General features: G+C 72.8%; 21 protein-coding genes. 16 read left to right on the forward strand and 5 right to left on the reverse strand.

The window, feature by feature from the left end; all coding sequences use genetic code 11:
* Positions 1–168: 168 nt before the first annotated feature.
* Positions 169–561 (reverse strand): ATP-binding protein, encoded by a 393-nt coding sequence (locus tag ACZ6R6_RS21070; RefSeq protein ID WP_306857391.1) that lies wholly within the window; start codon positions 559–561, stop codon positions 169–171.
* Positions 562–869: 308 nt separating this feature from the next.
* Between ACZ6R6_RS21070 and ACZ6R6_RS21075 the strand changes: the two genes are divergently transcribed.
* The 4 genes from ACZ6R6_RS21075 (at position 870) to ACZ6R6_RS21090 (ending at position 3,418) form a co-directional block, all read left to right on the forward strand.
* Positions 870–1,730, forward strand: a complete 861-nt coding sequence (locus ACZ6R6_RS21075; protein WP_470095875.1) for a helix-turn-helix domain-containing protein — start codon at positions 870–872, stop codon at positions 1,728–1,730.
* A complete protein-coding gene (locus ACZ6R6_RS21080; protein ID WP_306857394.1) occupies positions 1,731–1,967 on the forward strand; it encodes a DUF397 domain-containing protein in 237 nt (78 codons plus the stop codon).
* Between the two features lie 128 nt (positions 1,968–2,095).
* Positions 2,096–2,365 (forward strand): hypothetical protein, encoded by a 270-nt coding sequence (locus ACZ6R6_RS21085; RefSeq protein ID WP_470095655.1) that lies wholly within the window; start codon positions 2,096–2,098, stop codon positions 2,363–2,365.
* A gap of 294 nt (positions 2,366–2,659) precedes the next feature.
* Positions 2,660–3,418 (forward strand): hypothetical protein, encoded by a 759-nt coding sequence (locus ACZ6R6_RS21090; RefSeq protein WP_470095657.1) that lies wholly within the window; start codon positions 2,660–2,662, stop codon positions 3,416–3,418.
* Between the two features lie 80 nt (positions 3,419–3,498).
* On the opposite strand, the gene ACZ6R6_RS21095 is transcribed toward ACZ6R6_RS21090, so the two are convergent.
* Both ACZ6R6_RS21095 and ACZ6R6_RS21100 read right to left on the reverse strand, forming a co-directional pair.
* Entirely contained in the window at positions 3,499–4,080 is a 582-nt protein-coding gene (locus ACZ6R6_RS21095) for a histidine phosphatase family protein (protein ID WP_470095659.1), read from the reverse strand.
* Positions 4,081–4,118: 38 nt separating this feature from the next.
* Positions 4,119–5,033: a TIGR03621 family F420-dependent LLM class oxidoreductase gene (locus tag ACZ6R6_RS21100; protein ID WP_470095661.1), complete on the reverse strand. Its 915-nt coding sequence runs from the start codon at positions 5,031–5,033 to the stop codon at positions 4,119–4,121.
* 337 nt (positions 5,034–5,370) lie between these two features.
* Between ACZ6R6_RS21100 and ACZ6R6_RS21105 the strand changes: the two genes are divergently transcribed.
* The 9 genes from ACZ6R6_RS21105 to ACZ6R6_RS21145 all read left to right on the forward strand — a co-directional run bounded on the left by ACZ6R6_RS21105 (position 5,371) and on the right by ACZ6R6_RS21145 (position 13,955).
* Entirely contained in the window at positions 5,371–6,189 is an 819-nt protein-coding gene (locus ACZ6R6_RS21105; RefSeq protein ID WP_470095663.1) for a phytanoyl-CoA dioxygenase family protein, read from the forward strand.
* Positions 6,179–7,171, forward strand: a complete 993-nt coding sequence (locus tag ACZ6R6_RS21110; protein WP_470095665.1) for a phosphotriesterase family protein — start codon at positions 6,179–6,181, stop codon at positions 7,169–7,171. The genes ACZ6R6_RS21105 and ACZ6R6_RS21110 overlap by 11 nt, the downstream gene beginning before the upstream one ends.
* Positions 7,172–7,222: 51 nt before the next feature.
* A complete protein-coding gene (locus ACZ6R6_RS21115) occupies positions 7,223–8,422 on the forward strand; it encodes a cytochrome P450 (protein WP_470095667.1) in 1,200 nt (399 codons plus the stop codon).
* Between the two features lie 124 nt (positions 8,423–8,546).
* Positions 8,547–9,401, forward strand: coding sequence for a Gfo/Idh/MocA family protein (locus ACZ6R6_RS21120; RefSeq protein ID WP_470095669.1), 855 nt, complete (start codon positions 8,547–8,549; stop codon positions 9,399–9,401).
* A 285-nt stretch (positions 9,402–9,686) separates the two neighbouring features.
* Entirely contained in the window at positions 9,687–10,652 is a 966-nt protein-coding gene (locus ACZ6R6_RS21125) for an ABC transporter substrate-binding protein (protein ID WP_470095670.1), read from the forward strand.
* Positions 10,653–10,925: 273 nt separating this feature from the next.
* On the forward strand, positions 10,926–11,891 hold the full coding sequence (locus ACZ6R6_RS21130; RefSeq protein WP_470095877.1) for a FecCD family ABC transporter permease: 966 nt from the start codon (positions 10,926–10,928) through the stop codon (positions 11,889–11,891).
* Positions 11,888–12,661 carry an ABC transporter ATP-binding protein gene (locus ACZ6R6_RS21135; protein ID WP_470095671.1) on the forward strand — a complete coding sequence of 258 codons (774 nt, stop codon included), beginning with the start codon at positions 11,888–11,890 and terminating at the stop codon, positions 12,659–12,661. Before ACZ6R6_RS21130 ends, ACZ6R6_RS21135 begins: the two co-directional genes overlap by 4 nt.
* Positions 12,658–13,335 (forward strand): adenosylcobinamide amidohydrolase, encoded by a 678-nt coding sequence (locus tag ACZ6R6_RS21140; protein WP_470095672.1) that lies wholly within the window; start codon positions 12,658–12,660, stop codon positions 13,333–13,335. Before ACZ6R6_RS21135 ends, ACZ6R6_RS21140 begins: the two co-directional genes overlap by 4 nt.
* A 29-nt stretch (positions 13,336–13,364) precedes the next feature.
* Positions 13,365–13,955, forward strand: coding sequence for a Uma2 family endonuclease (locus ACZ6R6_RS21145; protein WP_470095674.1), 591 nt, complete (start codon positions 13,365–13,367; stop codon positions 13,953–13,955).
* Positions 13,956–13,964: 9 nt separating this feature from the next.
* On the opposite strand, the gene ACZ6R6_RS21150 is transcribed toward ACZ6R6_RS21145, so the two are convergent.
* Both ACZ6R6_RS21150 and ACZ6R6_RS21155 read right to left on the reverse strand, forming a co-directional pair.
* Positions 13,965–15,668, reverse strand: a complete 1,704-nt coding sequence (locus ACZ6R6_RS21150; protein WP_470095676.1) for a hydantoinase B/oxoprolinase family protein — start codon at positions 15,666–15,668, stop codon at positions 13,965–13,967.
* Positions 15,665–17,722 (reverse strand): hydantoinase/oxoprolinase family protein, encoded by a 2,058-nt coding sequence (locus ACZ6R6_RS21155; protein WP_470095678.1) that lies wholly within the window; start codon positions 17,720–17,722, stop codon positions 15,665–15,667. Before ACZ6R6_RS21155 ends, ACZ6R6_RS21150 begins: the two co-directional genes overlap by 4 nt.
* A 281-nt stretch (positions 17,723–18,003) precedes the next feature.
* On the opposite strand from ACZ6R6_RS21155, the gene ACZ6R6_RS21160 reads away from it, so the two are divergent.
* The 3 genes from ACZ6R6_RS21160 (at position 18,004) to ACZ6R6_RS21170 (ending at position 22,422) form a co-directional block, all read left to right on the forward strand.
* Complete coding sequence (locus ACZ6R6_RS21160) at positions 18,004–19,605, forward strand: hypothetical protein (protein WP_470095680.1); 1,602 nt, start codon at positions 18,004–18,006, stop codon at positions 19,603–19,605.
* Positions 19,606–19,610: 5 nt separating this feature from the next.
* Positions 19,611–21,140 (forward strand): serine/threonine-protein kinase, encoded by a 1,530-nt coding sequence (locus ACZ6R6_RS21165; RefSeq protein WP_470095682.1) that lies wholly within the window; start codon positions 19,611–19,613, stop codon positions 21,138–21,140.
* A gap of 79 nt (positions 21,141–21,219) precedes the next feature.
* A complete protein-coding gene (locus ACZ6R6_RS21170; RefSeq protein ID WP_470095684.1) occupies positions 21,220–22,422 on the forward strand; it encodes a sensor histidine kinase in 1,203 nt (400 codons plus the stop codon).
* Positions 22,423–22,431: the final 9 nt, after the last annotated feature.

Here is a 22,431-nt window from a genome sequence, read left to right on the forward strand (position 1 = left end):
TGGCATGCACCGCGCAGAATCCAACGCGTTCCAGAGGTGTCCGCCCGCATTCTTGACCGATCCCGGGGCCGCCGGCGGGGAGGCGTGGCGGTCCCGGGATCGGTCGGCGCCTGATGAGGGGAAGAGGCGGCGCCTTTCCGAGATGGTCTGCTGAGGGCGCCCCGGGCGCTACCGGAGGACGGCCCAGACGATCTTGCCGTAGGGGGCCAGCGGAGCCCAGCCCCAGCGGAGGCTGAGCGACTCGACGATGTGCAGGCCGAGGCCGCCGATGTCCAGCGGTGAGGGGTCGCGGAGCGCGGGGAAGCCCGATCCCGGGTCGTTGAGCGCGCAGGCGACGAGGCCGTCCCGGCGTAGCAGGGAGAGCCTGATCGGCTCCTTGGCGCGGGATTCGGCCAGCCGCAGGCCGTGTCTGAACGCGTTGGTGGCCAGCTCCGAGACGACCAGCTCCATGTTCTCGCTCAGCTCGGCGAGCTTCCAGCCGGTGAGGGTGCCCGTGGTGAAGCTGCGGGCGGAGTGGACCGCCTCGGCCTGCGGCGGGAGCACGAAAGTGGCGCTGGCCATGGCCGGCGTCCCGGACAGGAGATCACGCGCCGCGTCGGGCCACCAGCCGACTGGGGGCCACCAGTCGAGCGCTGTCCATGACGTTCGGGGGGGCGCGGTTTGAGCGGACTGCACAGCGATCATCATGGTGCAAACTCATGTGCAGGTGCAAGAGCGAATGCACGTGCATAAGGGGTGTGCAACCGCTACGGTTACCCATGATTCGGCAATCCGGATGGAAAGGGGATCTTGTCCGCGGCTTGGGAATCCCATGCCGCAAAGTGACAGACTGTCGATCAGGAAAGCGAGCGAGGAGCGCACACGTGTCCATGGACCCGCCCGGTACCGGTTCCACTGTTCGGCGCATCATGCTCGGCGCAAGCCTGCGCCGCCTGCGTGAGGAGAAGGGGCTCGCCCGTGAGGTGGCCGGATTCCACATCCGGGCCTCCGAGTCCAAGATCAGCCGGATGGAGCTCGGCCGCGTCGGTTTCAAGACACGGGACGTGGAAGACCTGCTCACCCTGTACGGCGTGCTCGACGACGCAGAACGGCGCGGCCTGCTGGAGATGGTCCGCGAGGCGAACACCCCCGGCTGGTGGCACAAGTTCGGCGACCTGCTGCCGAACTGGTTCACCACCTACGTGGGGCTGGAGGAGGCGGCGAACGTGATCCGCACCTATGAGGTGCAGTTCGTTCCCGGCCTGCTGCAGACGTCCGCCTACGCGCGCACGGTGATCCGGTTGGGCTACCCGGACGTGCCGGAGGCGGAGATCGAGCGTCGTGTGCACATGCGCATGCAGCGGCAGGAACGCTTCACGAAGAAGAACGGCCCGCGCCTGTGGGCGGTCATCGACGAGGCGGCCCTGAAGCGGCCCATCGGAGGCAAGGAGATCATGCGTGAGCAGATCCAGCACCTGCTGGAGGTGGCCACGCTGCCCAACATCACCATCCAGGTGATGCCCTTCCGGTTCGGCATGCACGCGGCCGAGGGTGGTGCGTTCAGCATCTTGCGGTTTCCCGAGTCCGACCTGTCGGACGTCGTTTATGTCGAGCAGCTCTGGGGTGCCCTCTACCTGGACAAGCGTGAGGACATAGATCCGTACCTCACGGCCATGGAGCAGCTGTGCGTGGAAAGCACCACGCCCGGGGGCACCGCCGAGATCCTCGGCGACCTTCTCAGAGAGATCTAAATGGAGCAGACCTACAACGGCATGCCCGCCACGGAACTGGCCGGGGCCAGCTGGCGCAAGAGCCGTCACAGCAATTCACAGGGTAATTGCGTGGAGCTCGCTGAGCTGTCGGATGGCAGCATCGCGGTTCGGAACTCCCGTTTTCCCGACGGTCCAGCCCTGATCTACACCCGCGACGAGATCCGCGCGCTGGTGCTCGGGGTGAAGGATGGGGAGTTTGACAGCCTGATGGTGTAACACTGTTTTTACATCCGGCTCACCTCTTAACGCCGGTGCGCCGATGATGTAACGCAAGGAGCGTACGGATCGGGCAGATTCTGAGTCCCCGGAGTGACAGCGGGGCAGAGGAATTGGGGGCTCAGACCATGCTTGACCAGATGACCTTGTATCCCGTGGCCGATGATGTGCTGTTCGCGCCCGGGGGGCGTGTCGTGATCCGCACCTACGGTGTCGCCTCCGCGGCCGTGGGTGAGGGGGAGGTCGCCGCGGTTTCCTACCGGACATGGGTCACGGGGGTCCGTGACCAGCCTCGTTACTGGCGTTGGGGGCATTTCGAAGACGCCTGTCACGGCCATCGCAAGGTTCTGGAATGGCTCACCGGGCGGGGGCCGCAGCCGTGCGCCGCGGCCGCCTGACGGTATGGAGGGACGTGGTAGCCGTCGGCCTGGGGACCGACTGTCATGGTGACGGCGACGGCTGAGGCCGCGTGGCCGGCACCGGTGCCGGGTACGGTCGGTGACCGTACCCGGCCTTCCGTGTGGTGACGGCGCCGGTGGCCGCGGTGCCGCGTGCGCCTTCCCGTGCCGGTGCGCCACGCGCCTTCCCGTGCGTGGCGCCGCCCGCGGCATGCGCCTTCCGGCCTGTACGGCGTGCGGCTCCTCGGCTAGATTGCCAACCAAGCATCCGCTTGGGTCGAGGAGGCGCTTTCCGTGCGGCGAGGCATCTACCTGATCGAAGAGGTCGACTTCCGGCCGATGAACTCCCGTAAGCCGCTGGAGTACCTGACCTGGCTCACGCGCTACAAGAAAGAGGACGAGGCCCTCGGCGCCCCCGAGCTGACCAGGGGACTGTCGATCAGGTCGCGTGAGATCGACCTGGTGGGCGCCTTCTACGCCGTCGGCATCACCGGCCATCCGCAGTTCAGGGCCGTCACCCTCTGGGACTGCCACGGCGGCTGGGACGGCGGCTGGCGGCAGATGATGAACATCTACGACGGCGTGGACGACAGGCTCTTCCTGTCCGACATCGACGACCTGCGTTTCTCCGCCTTCTCCCGGCCGCTCGGCGCGGTGGCCGGCAGTCCGGCGCTGGCCGACATCACCGCCGAGGGGTACGCGGCGCCGTTCTACCTGTTCGAGAGCGCCCAGGTGCGGCCCGGCGCGGCGCTGGACTACCTGGACGCGGTCCGGCGCGAGCGCGCGCCCGTCCTGGCCGACCACGGCCACCGGCCGATCGGCCTGTACGAGGTGCTGTTCTGCGACAGCGAGGTCGTCACCGTCTGGGGCACGTCGCTGGAGGGCCATCTGGCGTTGCAGCGGGCCAGGGACGCCGCGCTCGGTCTGGACGACGAGGCGGAGCCGGACCCGCGGCTGCTCGACTGGCGCAGACGCTCCCGCGACTTCCTGGCCGGTCCGTGGCGGGAGACCCTGCTCGCGCCGTTCCCCGGCTCGCGGCTCTCACCGGTCTAGGTTCACCCGCCGTCTCCGGACCCGCGCGGCCCGGGCCCCGCCGCCTCGGGGCGGTGAGGGGGCCGGGCCGCGCGACCGGGTCAGGCGGGAGCGTTCCAGGTGAGGATGACCGGCTCCTCGCGTTCGTGGCCGAGCCGGGAGTAGGTGCCGGTGTCCAGGCGGAAGAGACGGCCGTCCTCGGGCGGCAGGCCGAGCCAGCGGGCGCACAGCACCCGCAGGAAGTGCCCGTGGGCGACCAGCACCACGTCGCCGTCGGCCGCGCGGGCCCGGGCGATCACCCGGTCGGCGCGGGCGCCGACCTCCTGCGCGCTCTCGCCGGGGTGCTCGGCGTCGCCGGGGACGATCCCGTCGCGCCACAGGAACCAGCCGGGGCGGGTCTTGCGGATGTCGGGGGTGGTGATGCCCTCGTAGCCGCCGTAGTCCCACTCCCACAGGTCGGGGTCGGTGTCGTATGCCGTCAGGCCGGCCAGCTCGGCCGTCCGGCGGGCCCGCAGGGCGGGGCTGACCAGGGCGAGGTCGAACGTCCGGCCCTTGACCAGCGGGGCGAGTGCCCGCGCCTGGCTGTCGCCCTTGTCGGTCAGTGGCAGGTCGGTGCGTCCGGTGTGGCGCCCGTCCCGGCTCCACTCGGTCTCGCCGTGCCGCAGCAGAAGCATCTCGTTCATGATGACCCCATCATGCCGGTACGGCATGCGGTGACCGGTCAGCGCCCCGCGAGCTCCTCGGCGACCGGGGTGAAGGCGTCCAGATCGCGTTCGTGGTGGAGCACGAAGTAGGAGAGGTCATGGGTGTCGCGCCAGTAGCGGAGCTTGTCCACGATGTCCTGGTGGGTGCCGAGCAGCACCTGGGGGGTCTCGTCCTGCCGGGAGGAGTCGGCGGCGCTCCACGGCTCGTCCGGCCGGCGGACGCCGAGCTGCTGGATGCTCGTGCCGAGCTCGATCCGGTCGTAGCGGCCGGCGGCGGCCCGCCGTACCACGTCGACCTTGGCGAGGAACGCCTCCAGGCCGCCGTCCATGCTGTCGGGGCCGGTGCCGTCGGGCCGCACCCGCATGCCGAGGTTGATCACGTCGGCCTCGCGGGCGGCCAGCCCGAGCATGCGGGGGCCGCCGCCGCCGAGCAGCAGCCGGGGGTGGGGCCGGCGGACGGGCTTGGGGTACTGGTCCAGATCGGTGATCCGGTAGTGCTCGCCGTGGAAGGTGAACGGGCCGTCGGCCCAGAGCCCCTTGAGCACGGCGACCGCCTCGGCCAGCCGGTCCACCCGGACCCCGGGCGGCTCCAGCGGCAGTCCGGCGCAGGCGTAGTCGGCGGCCAGCCAGCCGGTGCCCAGCCCCAGCTCCAGGCGGCCCTCCGACAGCAGGTCGACGGTCGCCGCCTCCTTGGCGAGCACGGCCGGATGCCGGAAGTCGTTGGCGAAGACCAGGGTGCCGACCCGCAGGCGGCTGGTCGCGCACGCGGCCGCGGTCATCGCCGCGACCGGCGCGAAACGGGGGCCGACCAGGTGGTCGGGGACGAGCAGCACGTCGAAGCCCGAGCCTTCCAGGCGGCGTGCCTTGTCGGCCCAGGCCCTGGCCGACCCGGCCTCCCGGACCACGGCGGCGAACCGGAACGGGCGGTCCATCGGAACCCCCTCTGCCTAAGCTCAACAAGCGCTTGCTAAGTTTAGGCGTGCCGGGCGGTCGGGGGAACCCGGGAGCGGGGGCCGGCCTCGCCGGGTGGGCGCGACCGCCCGGCGGGGCGGCGCCCCACGGGCGGGACGCTACGGACGGAGCGCCGGGCGCGCCGCCGGCATCCCGGCCGTCGCCCGCCGGGGAAGGCCCACCTCTGGAAGTCGTCGTCGGGGTCGGCCGCGGCCTGTCCCGGCGTGGCGCGCACGACGCCGGGCGGGAGGGCGGCCGGGCCGGTCTGTGTATACCAAGCGCTTGCTTTATGGCGGTGCGAGGTCCGACACTGAGCCCATGGCTGACGACACCCCGGTCCGTGACGTGACCGACGACGAGGCCGCCTTCTTCAGGGACAACGGCTGGGTACGGCTGCCGCGCCTGGTCGACCCCGGTCACGTGGCCCTCCTCCGCGACCGGGCGCTGGGCCGCCTGCGGGGGCGCTCACGGGCCGTCACCTCCAAGGTGGACCGGGCGTTCGGCCAGTCCAGGGACATCGCCGAGACCGACCGGCACTTCAGGGAGGTGGCCCTCGCCCCCGCCCTCGGCCGCGGCGCCACCCGGCTGCTCCATGGGGTCGCCGGGGTCCGGGTCCAGGTGACGAACCTGCTGGTCAAGGAGCCGGAGCGGGGTGGCCCCGGCGAGCACGGCCGCGGGCACCGGGGCGGGCACGGGGCCACCGAGTTCCACCAGGACTTCCCCTGGATGCCGATGGACCGCTCGGCCATGCTCACCGTCTGGCTGGCACTGGTGGACGTCCCCGCCGACATGGGCTCGCTGCGGTTCTACGGCGGTTCCCACCGCCACGGCCTCCTCGGCAGGTCCTTCACCCGCGACGGCGACGACCAGCTCAGCCAGCACTCCTGGCTGCGGGGGCTCGAACTGTCGCCCCCGCTGGACCTGGCCGCGGGGGACGCCACCGCGCACCACGCGCTGACCGTCCACGGCGCCGCCGCCAACCGCCGCGACACCGCCCGGCTGTCGTTCACCGTCACCTACTTCGACGCCGACGCCCTCTACACCGGCATGCCGTACCAGCAGACGGACGGTCTGGGCCTGACCGTCAACCGGCCCTTCGAGCACCCGAAGTTCCCGGTCGTCCCCCATGGGCGCTGAGCCGGTGGCGGGCACCGAGACGGTCAACGGCCCGGTCGCGGACCTCGGGGCGACGCTCATGCACGAGCACGTCTTCGGGCTCAGCCCGGAGATCCTGTGGAACTGGCCCGACATCCCCGAGGGCTGGGACCTCGAACGGCGCGCCCGCGAGGCGGCCGGGAAACTGAACGAGCTCAAGCGCCACGGCATCGACTCGATCGTGGACCTCACGGTGATCGGGCTCGGCCGCTACGTGCCCGCCGTGCGGAGGGTGGCGGAGCTGACCGAGGTCAACATCGTGGTCGCCACGGGCCTGTACACCTACGACGCGCTCCCGCCCTACTTCGGCAACCGGGGGCCGGGCTCGCTGTTCGGCGGGCCCGACCGGCTGGCCGAGTTCTTCGTCAGGGACATCACCGAGGGCATCGGCCGCACCGGCGTGAAGGCGGGCATCCTCAAGTGCGCCTCCGACCACCAGGGCATGACGGAAGGCTGCGCGCGGGTCTTCCGCGCGGTCGCCGCGGCCCACCGGGCGACCGGGGTGCCGATCTCCACCCACTCCCACAGCGCCTCCGGCGGCGGCCTGCGGCAGCAGCGGCTGCTGGCGGAGGAGGGCGTGGACCTGACCCGGGTGATCATCGGGCACGCCGGCGACTCCACCGACCTCGCCTACCTGGAGGAGCTCATCGCGGGCGGCTCCTACCTGGGCATGGACCGCTTCGGCATCGAGACGATCAGCTCGTTCGAGGACCGGGTGGCCGTCGTCGCCGAGCTCGCCGCGCGCGGTCACGCCGGCCGCATGGTCCTGTCGCACGACTCCTACTGCTTCAACGACCGCTTCGACCACGACGTGGTACGGCGGCGCCACCCCAACTACCACCTGCTCCACATCTCCCGGGACGTGCTGCCCGAGCTCCGCAGGCGGGGCGTCACCGAGGAGCAGATCCGCCAGATGCTCGTCGGCAACCCCCGCGACATCTTCGCCCGGCGCGAGCCGTACTGACCGTGCCGGCAGCGCCGCGCCGGCCGCACCGAGAGGCATGTGAGGCATGTCATGATCACCGCTAACGACTTCGACGTCAGCGCGGCCTGGCACGTCGCCGCGCCGTACGACTTCCTGCGCGTGCTCCGCCGGGAGCGGCCGGTCTTCCGCAGCGAGCATCTGGGCGCCTACGTCATCACCCGGTACGAGGACGTGCGCGCCGCCTACGGCGATCCGCGGCGCTTCTCCTCCGAGGGATCGCTGACGATCTCCCGCAGCCTCTCCGAGGAGACCAGGCGGACGCTGGGCGAGCACGGATCGTTCCTGTCCAGTTTCGTCGCCAACATCGACCCTCCCGCGCACACCCGGCTGCGCCGGTCGGTGTCGCGGGCCTTCACCCCCCGCGCGGTCGCCGCGATGCGCCGGCGCTTCGGCGACCTGAACGAGGAGCTGCTGGAGCGGGCCGTCCCCCGGGGCGGGGGCGACTTCGTCGCCGAGCTCGCCCACCCGCCGTCGGTCAAGCTCACCGCCCGCTTCATCGGCGTCCCCGAGGCGGACGAGGCGTTCGTCCAGGAGCGGGTGAAGGACTGGTTCCAGCTCTTCCTGTCGCCGCAGCCGGCCGAGCGCCAGCCCGTGCTGGCGGAGGGCTTCCTGACCTACCTGGACTACGTCGACAAGCTGGTCGCCGCCCGCGCCGCCGAGCCGCGGGACGACTTCGTGTCGCTGATGGCCTCGCTGATCGGCACCGAGCTGTCGCACCGCGAGGTCGTCGAGCTGATCTCCACGATCCTGCTCGGCGGCAACGACACCGTGCCCAACCAGCTCGGCAACAGCGTGCTGCGGTTGCTGCGCGAGGGGGCCTGGCCCGTCCCGCCCGCCATGGTCCAGAGCGCGGTCGAGGAGTGCATGCGCATCGACGGGGCCAGCCTCGGCTCCTTCCGCCACACCACGACGGACGTCGAGATGCACGGCGTCACCATCCCCGCCGGCTCGCTCTGCCTGCTGTCCACCGACTCCGCGGCGCACGACGAGACCGTCTTCGCCGAGCCCGAGCGGTTCCGGATCGACCGTCGCAACGCCGACGCGCACATGACGCTGGGATACGGCATCCACTTCTGCGTCGGCGCCGCGCTCGCCCGCCTCCAGCTCCGCACGGCCCTGGAGGTGCTCGGCCGCCGCCTGCCGGGGCTGCGCCTGGCGCCGGGCGGGGCGATCGCCTACCGCACCTCGATCGTCGGCCGGGGCCTGAGCGCGCTGCACGTGGAGTGGTGACGCGCTCCGGCGGCAGGGCCCCGCCGGTCACCAGGGGCGTTCCGCCGCCGGGGGCGGCATGGCGCGCCCGGGAGCGGCCCGCCGGGCACGCGATCGGGGAACGAGAGCGTGAGAAGCTGGGCCTGTGACGATATCTGTGGGGTTGGTGGGCGCGGGGCCCTGGGCGGAGATGGTGCACGCGCCGATGCTGGCGGCCGGACCGGACACGCGCCTGGCGGGCGTGTGGGCGCGGCGTCCCCAGGCGGCCGCGAGGTTCGGCGTCCCGGTCTTCGAACGCATCGAGGAGCTGTTCGACAACTGCGAGGCGGTCGCCTTCTCGGTGCCGCCCGCCGTACAGGCCGAGCTGGGCGTGCTCGCCGCCAAGGCGGGCAAGGCGCTGCTGCTGGAGAAGCCGCTCGCGGCCGACCTCGACGGGGCACGGCGGCTGGCCGAGGCGGTCGGTGAGGCCGGCGTGGCCTCGCAGATGGTCCTCACCTGGCGCTACTCCGCCGCCACCCGGTCCTTCCTGGCGCGGGTCTCGGCCATCGAGCCGTTCGGCGGGCACGCCGCCAACATCTCCGGGGCGCTGCTCGGCGGCGACTTCGCCACCCCGTGGCGTCTGGAGCGCGGTGCGATCCTCGACGTCGGCCCGCACATGATCGACATGCTGGACGCCGCGCTGGGCCGTGTCACCGGGGTGCGCGCCCACGGCAACCCGCTGGGCTGGGTCGGCCTGCTGCTGGAGCACGAGACGGGCGCGGTGAGCGAGGCCTCGCTGTGCATGAGCGTGCCGGGCCAGACGCCGCCCTCCACCGTGGACGTCTACGGCCGGCTGGGCCGGGAGTCCATCACCGGCGACCAGCTCGGCCCGGACGTCTTCGCCGTCATGCTCGCGGAGTTCGCCGAGACCGTGCGCGGGGGTGGGGGCCACCCCCTCGACGCCGCGCACGGCCTGCGCCTCCAGGAGATCATCGCCGCCGCGGAGAAGCAGCTCGGCTAGCTCGGCCGGCCGCACCGGCCGTACCGGCCACATCGGTCACAGCGGTCGAGCACAGCCGGGCGCGAACCCTTGACGCCGGAGTGTTCAGGAGGATTGATAACGTTTGTCCGACGCGCAGCGCGTAGCGAAGTCCGGTGTGAGTCCGGCGCTGTCCCGCAACTGTCATGGTCCCCACGGACCGAGCCAGGTCGCCTTCCGCTGCGCCGACGCCGTCAACCCTCGTGGAAAAGGGTGATCCGTCCTTGTCTCGGGTCTCTCGGTTCCGGTAACTGAAAGGACCTCGCTTTGAGGCCCGTACGTACCGCCTTCGCCGGCGCGCTGCTCGGTGTGCTGGCCCTGGCCGGATGCGGTCAGAGCCCCGCCCCCGCCCCCTCGGACGCGTCCGCCCCCGGCGCGGCCACCGCGTCCCCGGCGTCCTCGGGCGCCGCTGACTTCCCCGTCACGGTGGAGGCGGGCAACGGTCCGGTCGCCATCGCCAAGCGGCCCGAGCGGATCGTCTCGCTGTCGCCCACCGCCACCGAGACCCTGTTCGCCGTCGGGGCCGGAGCCCAGGTCGTCGCGGTCGACGACCAGTCGAACCACCCCGCCGAGGCGCCGAAGACCGACCTGTCGGGCTTCAAGCCGAACGCGGAGGCGATCATCGCCAAGAAGCCCGACCTGGTGGTGCTCGCCAACGACAGCGACGGCATCGTGGCCAAGCTGACCAAGGTCAACGTCCCGGTGCTGCTGGAGCCCTCGGCCGCCAAGCTCGACGAGACCTACGACCAGATCGCCGACCTCGGCGCGGCCACCGGCAACAAGGCCAAGGCAGAGGAGGTCGTGGCCGGGATGAAGCAGGAGATGGGCCGGCTGGTGGCGAGCGTGCCCACGGGCAAGAAGCTCACCTTCTACCACGAGCTGGACTCCACGCCCTACTCGGTCACCTCCACCACCTTCATCGGCCAGATCTACGGCATGTTCGGCCTGACCAACGTCGCCGACAAGGCCCCCGACCCGGCCGGCGGCTATCCCAAGCTCTCCGCCGAGTTCGTCGCCCAGGCCGACCCGGACCTCATCTTCCTGGCCGACACCAAGTGCTGCGCCCAGTCCAAGGACACCCTCGCCAAGCGTCCCGGCTGGTCCAAGCTGTCGGCCCTCAAGAACGACCAGGTCGTCGCCCTCGACGACGACATTGCCTCCCGTTGGGGCCCGCGTGTGGTGGACCTGGCCAAGCAGGTCGGCGAGGCCGTGCAGAAGGCCGCGACCGAATAAGTGACCGGTCTCTCTCGCTCCGGCGGCCCCGGCCGGGCGGACGGCCCCCCGGTCGGGGCCTCGGCCTCCGGCGGCCCTGGCGGCCCTGGCGGCTCCGGCGGTTCCGGCCGGGCGGACGGCCCCCCGGCGGGGACGGACGCCGCGCCGGTGGGGACCCCCCTCCCGGACGCCGGTGCGGCGGGGCGCGGCGCGCGGGCCGGCCGCCCGGTACGGCGGGCCGCCGGGGCCCGCCCGGCGGCGGCGCTGGCGGCCTCGGCCGTCCTGCTGGCGAGCATGCTCGCCGCCCTGCTGATCGGCGCGGCGGACATCGCGCCGGAGAGGGTGGCGCTGCAGCTGCTCGACTGGCTGCCGATCGTCTCGGCCGACTCGGGGCTGGCGCCGGTCGAGCAGGGCCTGCTGTGGGAGCTCCGGCTGCCCAGGGTCCTGCTGGCCGCGGTCGTCGGCGGGCTGCTGGCCGTCGCGGGCGCCGCCTACCAGGGCGTCTTCCGCAATCCACTGGCCGACCCCTACCTGCTGGGGGCCGCCGCGGGAGCCGGCCTCACCACCACGGCGGCGATCGTGTTCATGAAGGGTGACGACCAGGCCCTCGTCATCCCGGTCGCCGCGTTCGCGGGGGCCATCGGCGGCGTCCTGCTCGCCTACGCGCTGGGCAACGTCGCGGGCCGGGGCGGAGGCACCGCCACGCTGGTCCTGGCCGGCGTGGCCGTCACCTCCTTCCTCACCGCCGTCCAGACCTTCCTGCAGCAGCTCAGGGTGGAGGAGCTCCAGCGCATCTACGGCTGGATCCTCGGCGACGTCGGCGGCGGCTGGAGCCAGATCAGGCTGGCCGCCCCGTACGCCGCCGCCTCGGTGGTGGTCATGTTGCTGCACGGCAGGCTGCTCGACGTGCTCTCGGTCGGCGACGACGAGGCCGGCAGCCTCGGCCTCAACGTCGCCCGCGTCCGGCTCGTCGTGCTGCTGGCCGCCTCCCTGGCCACCGCCTCGGCCGTCGCGGTCAGCGGGCTGATCGGTTTCGTCGGCATCGTGGTCCCGCACGTGGTCCGGCGGCTGGCCGGAGGCTCCTACCGGAGCGTGCTCCCGCTCTCGCTGATCGGCGGCGCCGCCTTCCTCGTCCTCGCCGACCTGATCGCCCGGACCGTGCTGGCCCCGGCCGAGCTGCCCATCGGCGTGGTCACCGCCTTCGTCGGCGCGCCGTTCTTCGTCGCCGTGCTGCGCGTGACCAGGCGGGTGGAGACGTGAGCCACGTCAGGGTGAGGGACCTCACCGTCGTCCTGGAGCGGCGCAGCGTGCTGTCCGGCGTCGACTTCGAGGTGCGCGGCGGCGACTGGCTGGCCGTCATCGGGGCCAACGGCGCCGGCAAGTCCACGCTGCTCAAGGCGCTCGCCGGGGTGCTGCCGTGCTCCGGGGAGGTGCTCGTCGACGGCGGACCCGTCCGCCGTCTCGGCCCCAGGGACCGGGCCCGGCTGCTCGCCTACGCCCCCCAGGCCCCGGCGCTCCCGGTCGACATGACCGTCTTCGACTACGCCCTGCTGGGGCGCACGCCATACATCCCCTATCTGGGCCGGGAGAGCCGCCGCGACCGCGAGGTGACGGCGTCGGTGCTGGAGCGGCTCGACCTGTCGCCGCTCGCCTCGCGCACGCTCGGACGCCTGTCCGGCGGCGAGCGCCAGCGTGTCGTGCTGGCCAGGGCGCTGGCCCAGCAGGCCCCCGTGCTCCTGCTCGACGAGCCCACCACCGCGCTGGACCTGGGACACCAGCAGCAGGTCCTGGAGCTGCTCGACCGCCTCCGCCTGGCCGACGGGCTGACGGTGGTCACGACTCTGCACGACCTGAGCCTCGCCGGCCAGTACGCCGACTCGATGATGCTGATCGCCGACGGCCGGGTGGCGGCCTCCGGCACCCCGGCCGAGGTGCTGACGGAGAGACTGATCGGCGAGCACTTCGACGCCCGCGTCCGCGTCGGGACCGGCGCCGGCGGCAGACCCGAGGTCCACCTGGAGCGCCCGTGAAGCTGAGCCGTCGCGAGGAGGACGGGGCCCGGCTGGCCTCGCTGCTGTGGGAGTTCGGCCCCGGCTGGCGGGCGATCTCCTCGGCGATGGTCGGCGGCGGCATCGGCCCGCTGGAGTGGGTGCTCAACGCCCAGGTGGTCGGCGGCTACTCGCGGATGGACCCGGTGGAGCACATCCTTGAGATGGCCCCGCCGGGGCCCGGCGTCGGCATGCTGACCGCGGCCGCGGTCGACCGGTTCACCCGCTCGGCCGACGGGGGAGTGGAGGCGGCGGCGACCGTCGGCCTGCGCGTCCCCACCTGGGCCGCCGTCCCCGAGGGCGCCGCGGACCCCGAGCTGGCGCCGATGTATCTGCCGGGCACCGTCAACATCGTCGTCGCCGTGCCGGTCGCGATGAGCGACGCCGCCCTGGTCAACACGGTCATGACGGTGACCGAGGCCAAGACCCAGGCGCTGCTGGAGACCGGCTTCCCCGGCACGGGCACCGCCTCCGACGCGGTCTGCGTGGCCGTGCGCGCCGACGGCCCCGAGGAGCTGTTCGGCGGGCCCCGGTCGGTCTGGGGCGCCCGCGTCGCCCGCGCGGTCCACGACGCGGTACGGCGAGGCGCGCATGACTGGACGAATCGTGATAGTTCAACTACATGGAGTGAGGAAATTATGGAAAGTGGCATCTGAGAGGGGCGGAGAGTCCCGATACTGGGGCGGTGATCGCCAAGAAGCTCGACCGATCTGCCGTGCAGACGGTTCTGCCGGGCAGGCCGCCGTTCACCGTCGCCGATCTCCTCGGGTTCCCCGATGACGGCAACCGGTACGAACTCTTCGACGGCTGCCTCCTCGTGAGCCCGCCCCCCACCCCCGTCCACCAGCTCGTGACCATGCGCCTGCTGTGCCTCCTGGAGGACGCGGCGCCGCCGGAGCTCCAGCCGCTCTCCCGGATCAACCTGCGTGTCGACAAGGGCGACCTCCTCATCCCGGATGTCGCCGTCGTGCCGAGCGGGCTGGTCGACGACACCGAGGCGGCCTTCTCCCCACAGGACGTGCTGCTCGCCGTCGAGGTGGTGAGCCCGCACACGCGCAGGCGCGACCGGGCCATGAAGCCCAGCGCCTACGCCGACGCCCGCATCCCGTTCTACTGGCGGGTGGAGCCCTCCGAAGGGCCGACGATCTACATCCACGAGCTCGACGGAGACGGCTACCGGCTCGTCCAGAAGTGCGGCGCGGGGCAGGTCGCCACCGTCACCGGCCCCTTCGAGGCGAGCCTCGACCCCGCCGCGCTCCTGCGCCCGCGCGGCTGACCGGGACCGTCACCGCGCCCGCCGGAGCGAGCCGTCCTCCGCGACCGCGGCGCCGTAGTCGGTGAGCGCGCCCAGCGCGGTGATCCGGCCCGCCCTGAGGTCGGCCTCGATCTCGCCGAGCGGGCGGTCGTACGGCGAGCCGATGCCCCCGCCTCCCGTCGTCTCGATCACGAACGCCTCCCCGGCGGTGAACAGGGCGTTGTTCACTTTGGAGCCGAGGCGTTCGAGCGAGCCGTCCGGACGCCGCCGGTAGAAGCCGCCGACCCGCCCGGGCAGGCCGCCCGAACGGCCGGGCGGGGGGTTGCGCAGCCGGTCGCCCCGGGTGGTGACGTGGGCGTCGGCCAGGAAACGGATCACCGTCCGGGAGCCCAGCCCGCCGCGGTGGCGGCCGGGCCCGCCCGAGTCGGGGACGGTCTCCACCGACTCCACGACCAGCGGGCAGCGGGTCTCGACCGGCTCGGCCTGGGGGACCGAGTTGCGGCCGATGCCGAAGTGGACGCCCGTCGCGTCCGGGCCGTCCTTGCCCTGACGGGCGCCCACCCCGCCGAAGTCGTAGGACAGGTGGATCCAGTACGGCGCCCGCACGGCCGCGATGGAGAAGGGCTGCAGGATCCCGCTCGCCGCGATCGCCCGCTCCGGCACCGCCTCCGACAGCGCCTGGAAGATCGCCTCCATCGCCGCGTAGATGGGCACGAACCGGCCGCCGCAGGGGTAGGGGGAGCAGGCGTTCAGCAGCGAGCCCGGCGGCAGCCGCACCTCGATCGCCCGCAGGCAGCCGTCGTTCATCGCGATGGCCGGGTCGAGGAAGCACCGCACCGCGAACACCGCCGCGGCCAGCGACTGCGAGGCCGAGGAGTTGATCGCCGCCGGGACCTGTGGGCCGGTGCCCGCGAAGTCCAGCACGGCCCCCGCGCCGGGCTCCAGGGTGACCGCGACCCGGACGGTGTGCGGGACACCGGTATTGATGCCGTCGTCGTCGATCAGGTAGGCGGCCTCGTAGCGGCCCGCGGGGAGCGCGGCCAGGGCGGCGCGGGTCCTCGCCTCGGTGTGGTCCAGGTAGTCGTCGATCCCCTGGGCGAGCCCGGCCGGGCCGTACTCGGCGACCAGCGCCTCCATTCTGGCGGCGGCGACCGCGGTGCCCGCGATGAGGGCCCGCACGTCGCCCATGACCTTGTCCGGGGTGCGGCTGTTGGCCCGCAGGATCGCCTCGACGGTGGGCTCGACGCCCCGCGCGGTGGCCAGCCTGACGGGGGGCAGCTGCAGGCCCTCCAGGAAGACGTCGGTGGCCAGCGGCGCCATGCCGCCCGCCGACAGGCCGCCGAGATCCGAGACGTGGATCATCGTGGCGGTGAAGTAGGCGGGGACGCCCTCGACGAAGACCGGCCGGTAGACGAGCAGGTCGTTGGTGTGCACGCCGCCCCGGTAGGCGTCGTTGAGCACGAACACCTCGCCGGGGCGCATGGTCCCGGCCGGGATGTCCGCCAGCAGCTCCGGCAGCGCGACCTTCAACGCCATGCTGTTCATGAGCGTGGTGGCCATCGACTGCGCGACCAGGCGCCCGCCGGCGTCGAGGATCGCCGCCGACGCGTCCGACCCCTCGACGATGAACGTGGAGTAGGCCGAGCGCACCACCACGATGCCGGCCTCCTCGGCGGCCACCACCAGCGCGTTCCGCAGCACCTCGGCGGTGAGCGCGTCCGGGGCGCCGCTCATCGGCCCGTCCTGGTGAGGATCACGGCCATGGCCTCGGCGAGCCGGGCCGTCCACCCCGGCGGTATCACGATCGTCGACTCGGCGTCCTCGACGATCGCCGGTCCGGCGACTTCCTCCAGGCGGGCCCGGGTGAACACCGGCACCTCCACGTATCCGTCCGTCTCGGGGAAGTAGGCCGGCCGGCTCCTCACGGGGCCCGTGCCGGGGCGGTCCGCCCCCGCCGGTCCGCCGGCCGTCCGGGGGGTGTGGCGGCCGGCGGGGCCGGGCGGGCCGGGCACGTGGCGGGCGGCCTGGGTGAGGCGGACGCGGTAGCTGACGATCTCCGTCGGACCCTCCTGGGCGATGCCGTACACCTGCCGGTACCGGGCGGAGAAACGGCCGGCCAGCTCGGCGGGCGAGTCGGACCAGGGGACGGTCAGCTCTTGGGCCTGGCCGATGAAGCGGAGGTCGGCCGAGCGCGTGACGGACACGCCGGGGGAGTCCGGGGAGAGGCCGAGATCGAGGGCGGCGGCCGCGGCGAGGGTGGCGAAGACCTGCGCGGGGTCGGCGTCCAGGGCCGACAGGACGCGGTCGGTGGACAGATCGCCGGTCAGCAGGCCGGCCGCCGAGCCGACGCCGCAGCGGGCCGGGACGTGCACGGTGGAGATGCCGAAGCGGGCGGCGACCCGGGCCGCGTGCATCGGGCCCGCGCCGCCGAAGGCGACCATGACGGACCCCGCCGGGTTGATGCCGCGCTGCACGGTGACCACGTGCACGGCCGACCCCATCGAGGCGTTGGCGATCTCGTGGACCGCGTGCGCGGCCTCGGCCCTGGACACCCCCAGCGGTCCGGCCAGGTGCTGGTCGACGGCCTTGCCGGCGAGCTCCGGGGACAGCGGCACCGTCCCCCCGGCGAAGGAGGCGGGATCGAGGTAGCCGAGCACCAGGTTGGCGTCGGTCACCGTCGGCTCCCCGCCGCCCAGGCCGTAACAGGCCGGACCGGGTTCGGAGCCCGCCGACCTCGGCCCGACCCGCAGGGCGCCGGCCGGGTCCAGCCAGGCGACGCTGCCCCCTCCGGCGCCCACCTCCGCCAGGTCGACGGCGGGGGTCTTGATCGGCACCCCGGTCCCGGCTCGGCGGCCGCCGAAGCTGCCCTTCCCGCCGACGTGGAACTCGTGGGTGATCTCCGGCCTGCCGTCCCTGATCACGCAGGTCTTGGCCGTCGTCCCTCCCATGTCGAAGGAGATCACGTCCGGATACCCGGTCGCCGCGGCGGCCAGCACCCCGGCCGCGGGCCCGGACTCGATCGTGGCCACCGCCCGGCGCGCGGCCAGCTCGGCCGACATCACGCCGCCGCCGGAGTCCATGACGTGCACCGGGGCGGTGATCCCGAGTGCGGCCAGCCGCGCGCTCAGCCGCCGCAGGTATCCCGTCATCACCGGCCCGACGTAGGCGGACATGATGGTCGTGGTCGCCCGCTCGTACTCGCGCAGCTCCGGCCAGACCTCCGAGGAGATCACCACGGTCGGGACCACGGCCCCGAGGATCTCCGCGACCCGCCGCTCGTGGGCCGGGTTGGCGTAGGAGTGCAGCAGGCAGACGGCGACCGCCGTGACGCCCCGCCGGGCGATCTCCGCGCCGACCCGGGCCACGGCCGCCTCGTCCAGCGGCCGCAGCACCTGGCCGTGGCTGCCGATCCGCTCGGGCACCTCGAAGCAGTCCTCGGCCGCGACCGGCGGCGCGGGCGGGTCGAACCGGAGGTCGTAGCGGTCCTCCTCCACCCGGGCGTACCGGCCGAGGGGGATCGCCGAGCGGAAGCCCAGGGTCGTGACGTAGGCGACCCGGACGCCGCGCCGCTCCAGGACCGCGTTGGTGGCCAGAGTGGTGGCGTGCACGACCCTGGTCACCGCCGACGGGTCGGTACGGCCCAGCACCGCGGTGACCGCGGCGACGATCCCGTCGGCGGGGTCGTCGTGGGTGCTCAGGCACTTGGCGACGGTCATCTCGCCGTCCGGCCCGCTGAGCACCGCGTCCGTGAACGTCCCGCCGACGTCGACCCCGATCGAGTGGCTCACCGGCCCTCCCCGTCCGGCGGGCCGCCGGGCCCGCCCGTCCGCCCGCCCATGGGATCCCCGCCCATGGGATCCCCGCCCATGGGATCCCCGCCCATGGGATCCCCGCCCCGGGGGCGGGACCCGCCTCCGCCGCCGTGCTCGCCCGCCCGCCGGTCCGTCCGCCCGCTCCGCTCGCTCACGGAGCGCAGATTATTTCCCCTAGCAAGCGCTTGTCTATCCGCCGTTCTATTGACTTCTGCACTACGGTTGCCACGCTGTCCTTATCCCCCTTTGGAGTGGCGATGCGGCGGTCCGGATCTGCTCTGACGCTCCTCGGCGGCCTCGTGCTGGCGGTCGCCGCGACCGCCCCTGCGCTGGCCCACGAGCACCCCAGCGGGATCACCGATCTGGTGACCCCCGCCGTCGTCCGGATCGAGGCGCAGGCGCACGTCGACATCACCCTGCTGGACCACATCGGCGAGCTGGTCCACGTGGAGCGGAGCTACAAGGTGCCCATCGGCGGCGGCACCGGGACCGTCGTCAACCCCGAAGGCGGCGTCGTCACCCTCACCCGGGTGGTCAAGACCGGCAAGGACGTCGCGGTGTACGCCGCCAACAAGATCTTCGCCGAGCACCACAAGGTCAAGATCCCCCTGGACTTCGAGCGGCACACGGTCAAGGACGACCGGCTCAACCACCACCTGCAGGAGTGCTACCCGCCCAAGCAGCCCACGGCGACCTGCATCGTCGACGTCACCACCGAGATCCGCGTCTTCCCCAACATCTCCCCTGCGGACGAGGAGGGGTTCAGGGCCGAGATCGTCCATGCCGACTCCAGGCCCGACGGCCCCGCCGTGCTGATGCCCGTCGGGCGTGCCGACGGCGGCGCGGGCCTGCCCACGGCGCCGCTCGCGGCGGCGGTCCCCGGCAAGGAGGGCTCGCCGGTGGCGGTCGCCGGATTCACCGGGCGGCCCGCCGCCGACCTGCCGGAGACCGTCGACATCGCGCATCTGCGCGCCGGGGGCGCCGGTGAGGGCGGCCGGCGGTTCAAGGACCCCGAGAACAAGGTCGACGAGCCGCGGAAGCTGGGCGCCCTCGTCGACAGGGGGCTGCTCGGCGGGCCGGTGATCGAGGACAAGAAGGGCGAGGTCGTCGGGCTGCTGATCGGCGGCGGCGAGGACGGCCGGATGATCGGCGTCCGGGAGATCGCCAAGGCGCTGGCCGAGGCCAAGGTCACGCCCCGGCGCGGCCCGATCGACGCCGCCTTCGAGCAGGCGCTGACCCGCTTCCACACGAAATACTACGGCGACGCCGTGCCCGCCTTCCAGCGCGTCCTGGAGCTGTATCCCGGGCACACCGTGGCGGCGGCGCACCTGAAGACGTCCCAGCTCAAGCGGGGCACCGCCGAGGACGAGGGGACCAGGAGAGCGGCGGCCGCCACCGAGGACGAGGACGCCGGGCCGCCGCTGTGGCCGTTGCTGGCCGCCGGCGGCGTGCTGGTGGCGGCCGTGGTGGTCGGCGCGCTGCTGCTGTGGAGGCGCAGGTCCCCGCCGGAGCCGGTGGAGGGCGGCTCCGGCGTGAGCCGGGGCGGGGACACCCGGCCCGGGGAGGCCGGTCCGCCGCCACCCGCGCTCCGCCGTCCGGCCCCCGGGGAGACGGCCGACCCCACGGTCGTGGTCAGCCGCTCCTTCCCCGCGCTGCCCAAGACCTCCGCCACCTCGCCCGGCCGGCCCGTGCTGGTCGCGCGAGATCCGGGCGCCAGGCCCGCCGACCCGGCCGCCCACGGGCAGCCCGACGGCAGGGCCGCCGACCCGGCGGGCCAGAAATACTGCACCGCCTGCGGGATGCGGCTGGGCCCCGCGCACCGCTTCTGCGGTTACTGCGGCCACCCCTCCGAGACGTGACGGCCGTGAACGAGCGAGCGCTGATCGGCCAGGAGGTGGCCGGATACTACGTCGAGGACGTCATCGGCAAGGGCGGCATGGCCGTGGTCTACCTCGCGGTGGACTCCCGGCTCAACCGCCGGGTGGCCCTGAAGATCCTCAATCCGCTGCTGGGCGAGGACGACCGCTTCCGCCAGCGCTTCGTCCTGGAGTCGCGGACGGTCGCGAGCATGGACCATCCCAACATCATCCCGATCTACGAGGCCGACTCCGCCGCCGACGGCACGCTCTACATCGCGATGCGCTACGTCGACGGCCCCGACCTGCGCCGCCTGTTCTACGACCAGGGGCCGATGCCGATCAGCCAGGTCAACCGGATCTTCGCCCAGGTGGCCGCCGCGCTCGACACCGCCCACGCGCACGACCTGATCCACCGCGACGTCAAGCCCGCCAACATCCTGATCGCCGGCCACACCGAGGGGGACCACGCCTACCTCACCGACTTCGGCATCACCAAGCACCGCACCTCGATCTCCGGGCTGACCCAGACCGACCAGTTCATCGGCACTCCCCGCTACATGTCCCCCGAGCAGATCAACAAGGAGCACATCGACGGCCGCTGCGACCAGTACGGCCTGGCCTGCGTGGTCTACGAGGCGCTGGCCGGACGGCTGCCCTTCCAGCGCGACAACGAGATCGCGCTGCTCTGGGCGCACCTGGCCGAGTCGCCCACCCCGCTCAGCACGCTCCGGCCCGAGCTCCCGCTGGAGGTCGACGGCGTCATGGCGCGGGCGCTGGCCAAGTCGCCCGAGCAGCGCTACGACACCTGCACGCAGTTCGTCGCCGAACTCCGTGACGCGATCAGTGGCCAGTCCTACCAGCTCGTCCGCGACACCGGGGCCGGCCGCGGCACCCGCGAGGAGAAGAAGAAGGGGGCCGGGCCCGGCGGCCGGGGCATCCTGATCGGCGCGGCCGCCGCGATCGTGGCGATCATCGCGCTGGTGGGGGTTGTCGCGACGTTCCTGCGGGGTGGCGAGGACTGGGTGCCCTACGCGGGCTCGGCCGCGGTGCCGATCTCCTTCGAGCACCCCGGCGGCTGGACCCCGCGCCCGCACGCGGACGTGTTCATGGTGGCCTCGCCGAAGGCGGGGGAGTTCGACGCGCTGTTCGCCACGCCGGTCACCGCCGACTGGGCGGCCGTCAACGAGATCATCAAGAACACGCCGGAGGAGGCCACCGGCCTCTACGCGCAGACCCTCGACACCCTCGACCCCCGCGGCGGCGCGCAGCAGCTCCAGGAGACCCTGCAGTCCTCGCTGCCCGGAACGGTCAACGTCTACGCCGAGGTGGTCCAGGTGCTGGTGGGCGGCAGGCCCGCCGTACGGCTGGAGGGGTCGATCACCGATCCGCAGCGCGGTGGCAAGCTGGAGTTCATGGGATGGGCCGTGGAGCGGCCGGACGAACCCGCGCTTATGATCTACTTCTGTGCGCCCGGCAGGTGTGACGACGGGCTGGCCAACCGGTTCGTGCGGAGCGTGTCCTTCCAGGTGTCGTGACTTGTGACCCACTTGCAACCGGCTTGTCTGGGCGTTTTGTCCTATATGAAATGAGGACGCGAGGGCTTAGTCTCCCCGCATGGCGGTTCCCCTCCCCTCTGTTCGACACCTCCGCACGGTGTCGCTCACCCGGCACCTCCGCACGGTGTCGAAGATCGATCTGCTCATCGGGTGCGGGATCACCGCTCTCGGCACGCTGGAGGCCTTCACCGTCGCCACCGAGTACGGCGCGGCCGAGACCCCCGAGCTGTGGTGGATCGGCCAGGCGCTCGTCACCGGCGTGCTGGTGTGGTTCCGCCGCAAGGCGCCGGTCGCGGTCTACATCCTGATGATCCTCGCCCAGTACGCCTGGCACCGGCAGGGCTACGAGCACTGCCAGGTCTGGCAGCTGGCCTCCCTGCTCCTCGTCTTCCACACGATCGGCGCCGAACTCCCCTTCCGGCCCGGCCTGGCCTGGGCCGTGACCGGCATGCTGGTCTTCGACTCGGGCGCCGTCGACCACCGCCGGCTCCCCTTCGACGAGGTCGTCTTCCTGACCGTCATCTTCGGCGCCGCCTATCTCACCGGCCTCGTCGTACACGCCCACGCCGGCCGGATCCGCCGCCTGGCCGACCACGCCGCGCAGGTGGAACGCGACAGGGAGCGGCAGGCGGCCGAGGCCGTCGCCGAGGAGCGGGTCCGCATCGCCCGGGAGCTGCACGACGTGGTCGCCCACAGCGTCAGCATGATGGTCATGCAGGCCGGGGTGCTCCGCCGTACGCAGGGCGGGGACAGCGAGGTGCTCCTCGGCATCGAGCGGATGGGCCGCGAGGCCGTGGAGGAGCTGCGCGTCATGCTCGGCGCGCTGCGCATGCCGCTCGACGAGGCCATCCCGCAGCCCGGCCTGGACCTGCTGGCCGGCACGGTGAGCACCCTCGTCTCCTCCGGGCTGCGGATCACGCTGGAGGTCACCGGCGAGCCGGTACGGCTCGCGCCGGGGCTGGACCTGTCCGCCTACCGCATCGTGCAGGAGGCGCTGACCAACGCGGTCAAGCACGCGGGCGAGTCCGAGATCCGCATCTCGATCGCCTACCGCGCGAGCTCGGTGGAGCTGGAGGTGCTCGACGGCGGCGGCACGGCCGCCCCCGGGCTGTCGACGGGCAACGGTCTGATCGGCATGCGCGAGCGTGCCGCGCTGTTCGGCGGCGTGTTCGAGGCGGGCCCCCGCCCCGAGGGCGGTTTCCGCGTCCACGCGACCCTGCCGATCTCCCAGGAGGTGCTCGCCGATGGGCGGACCAGATGAGCTGACGAC

This window comes from Streptosporangium sp. NPDC048886 (assembly GCF_055586905.1).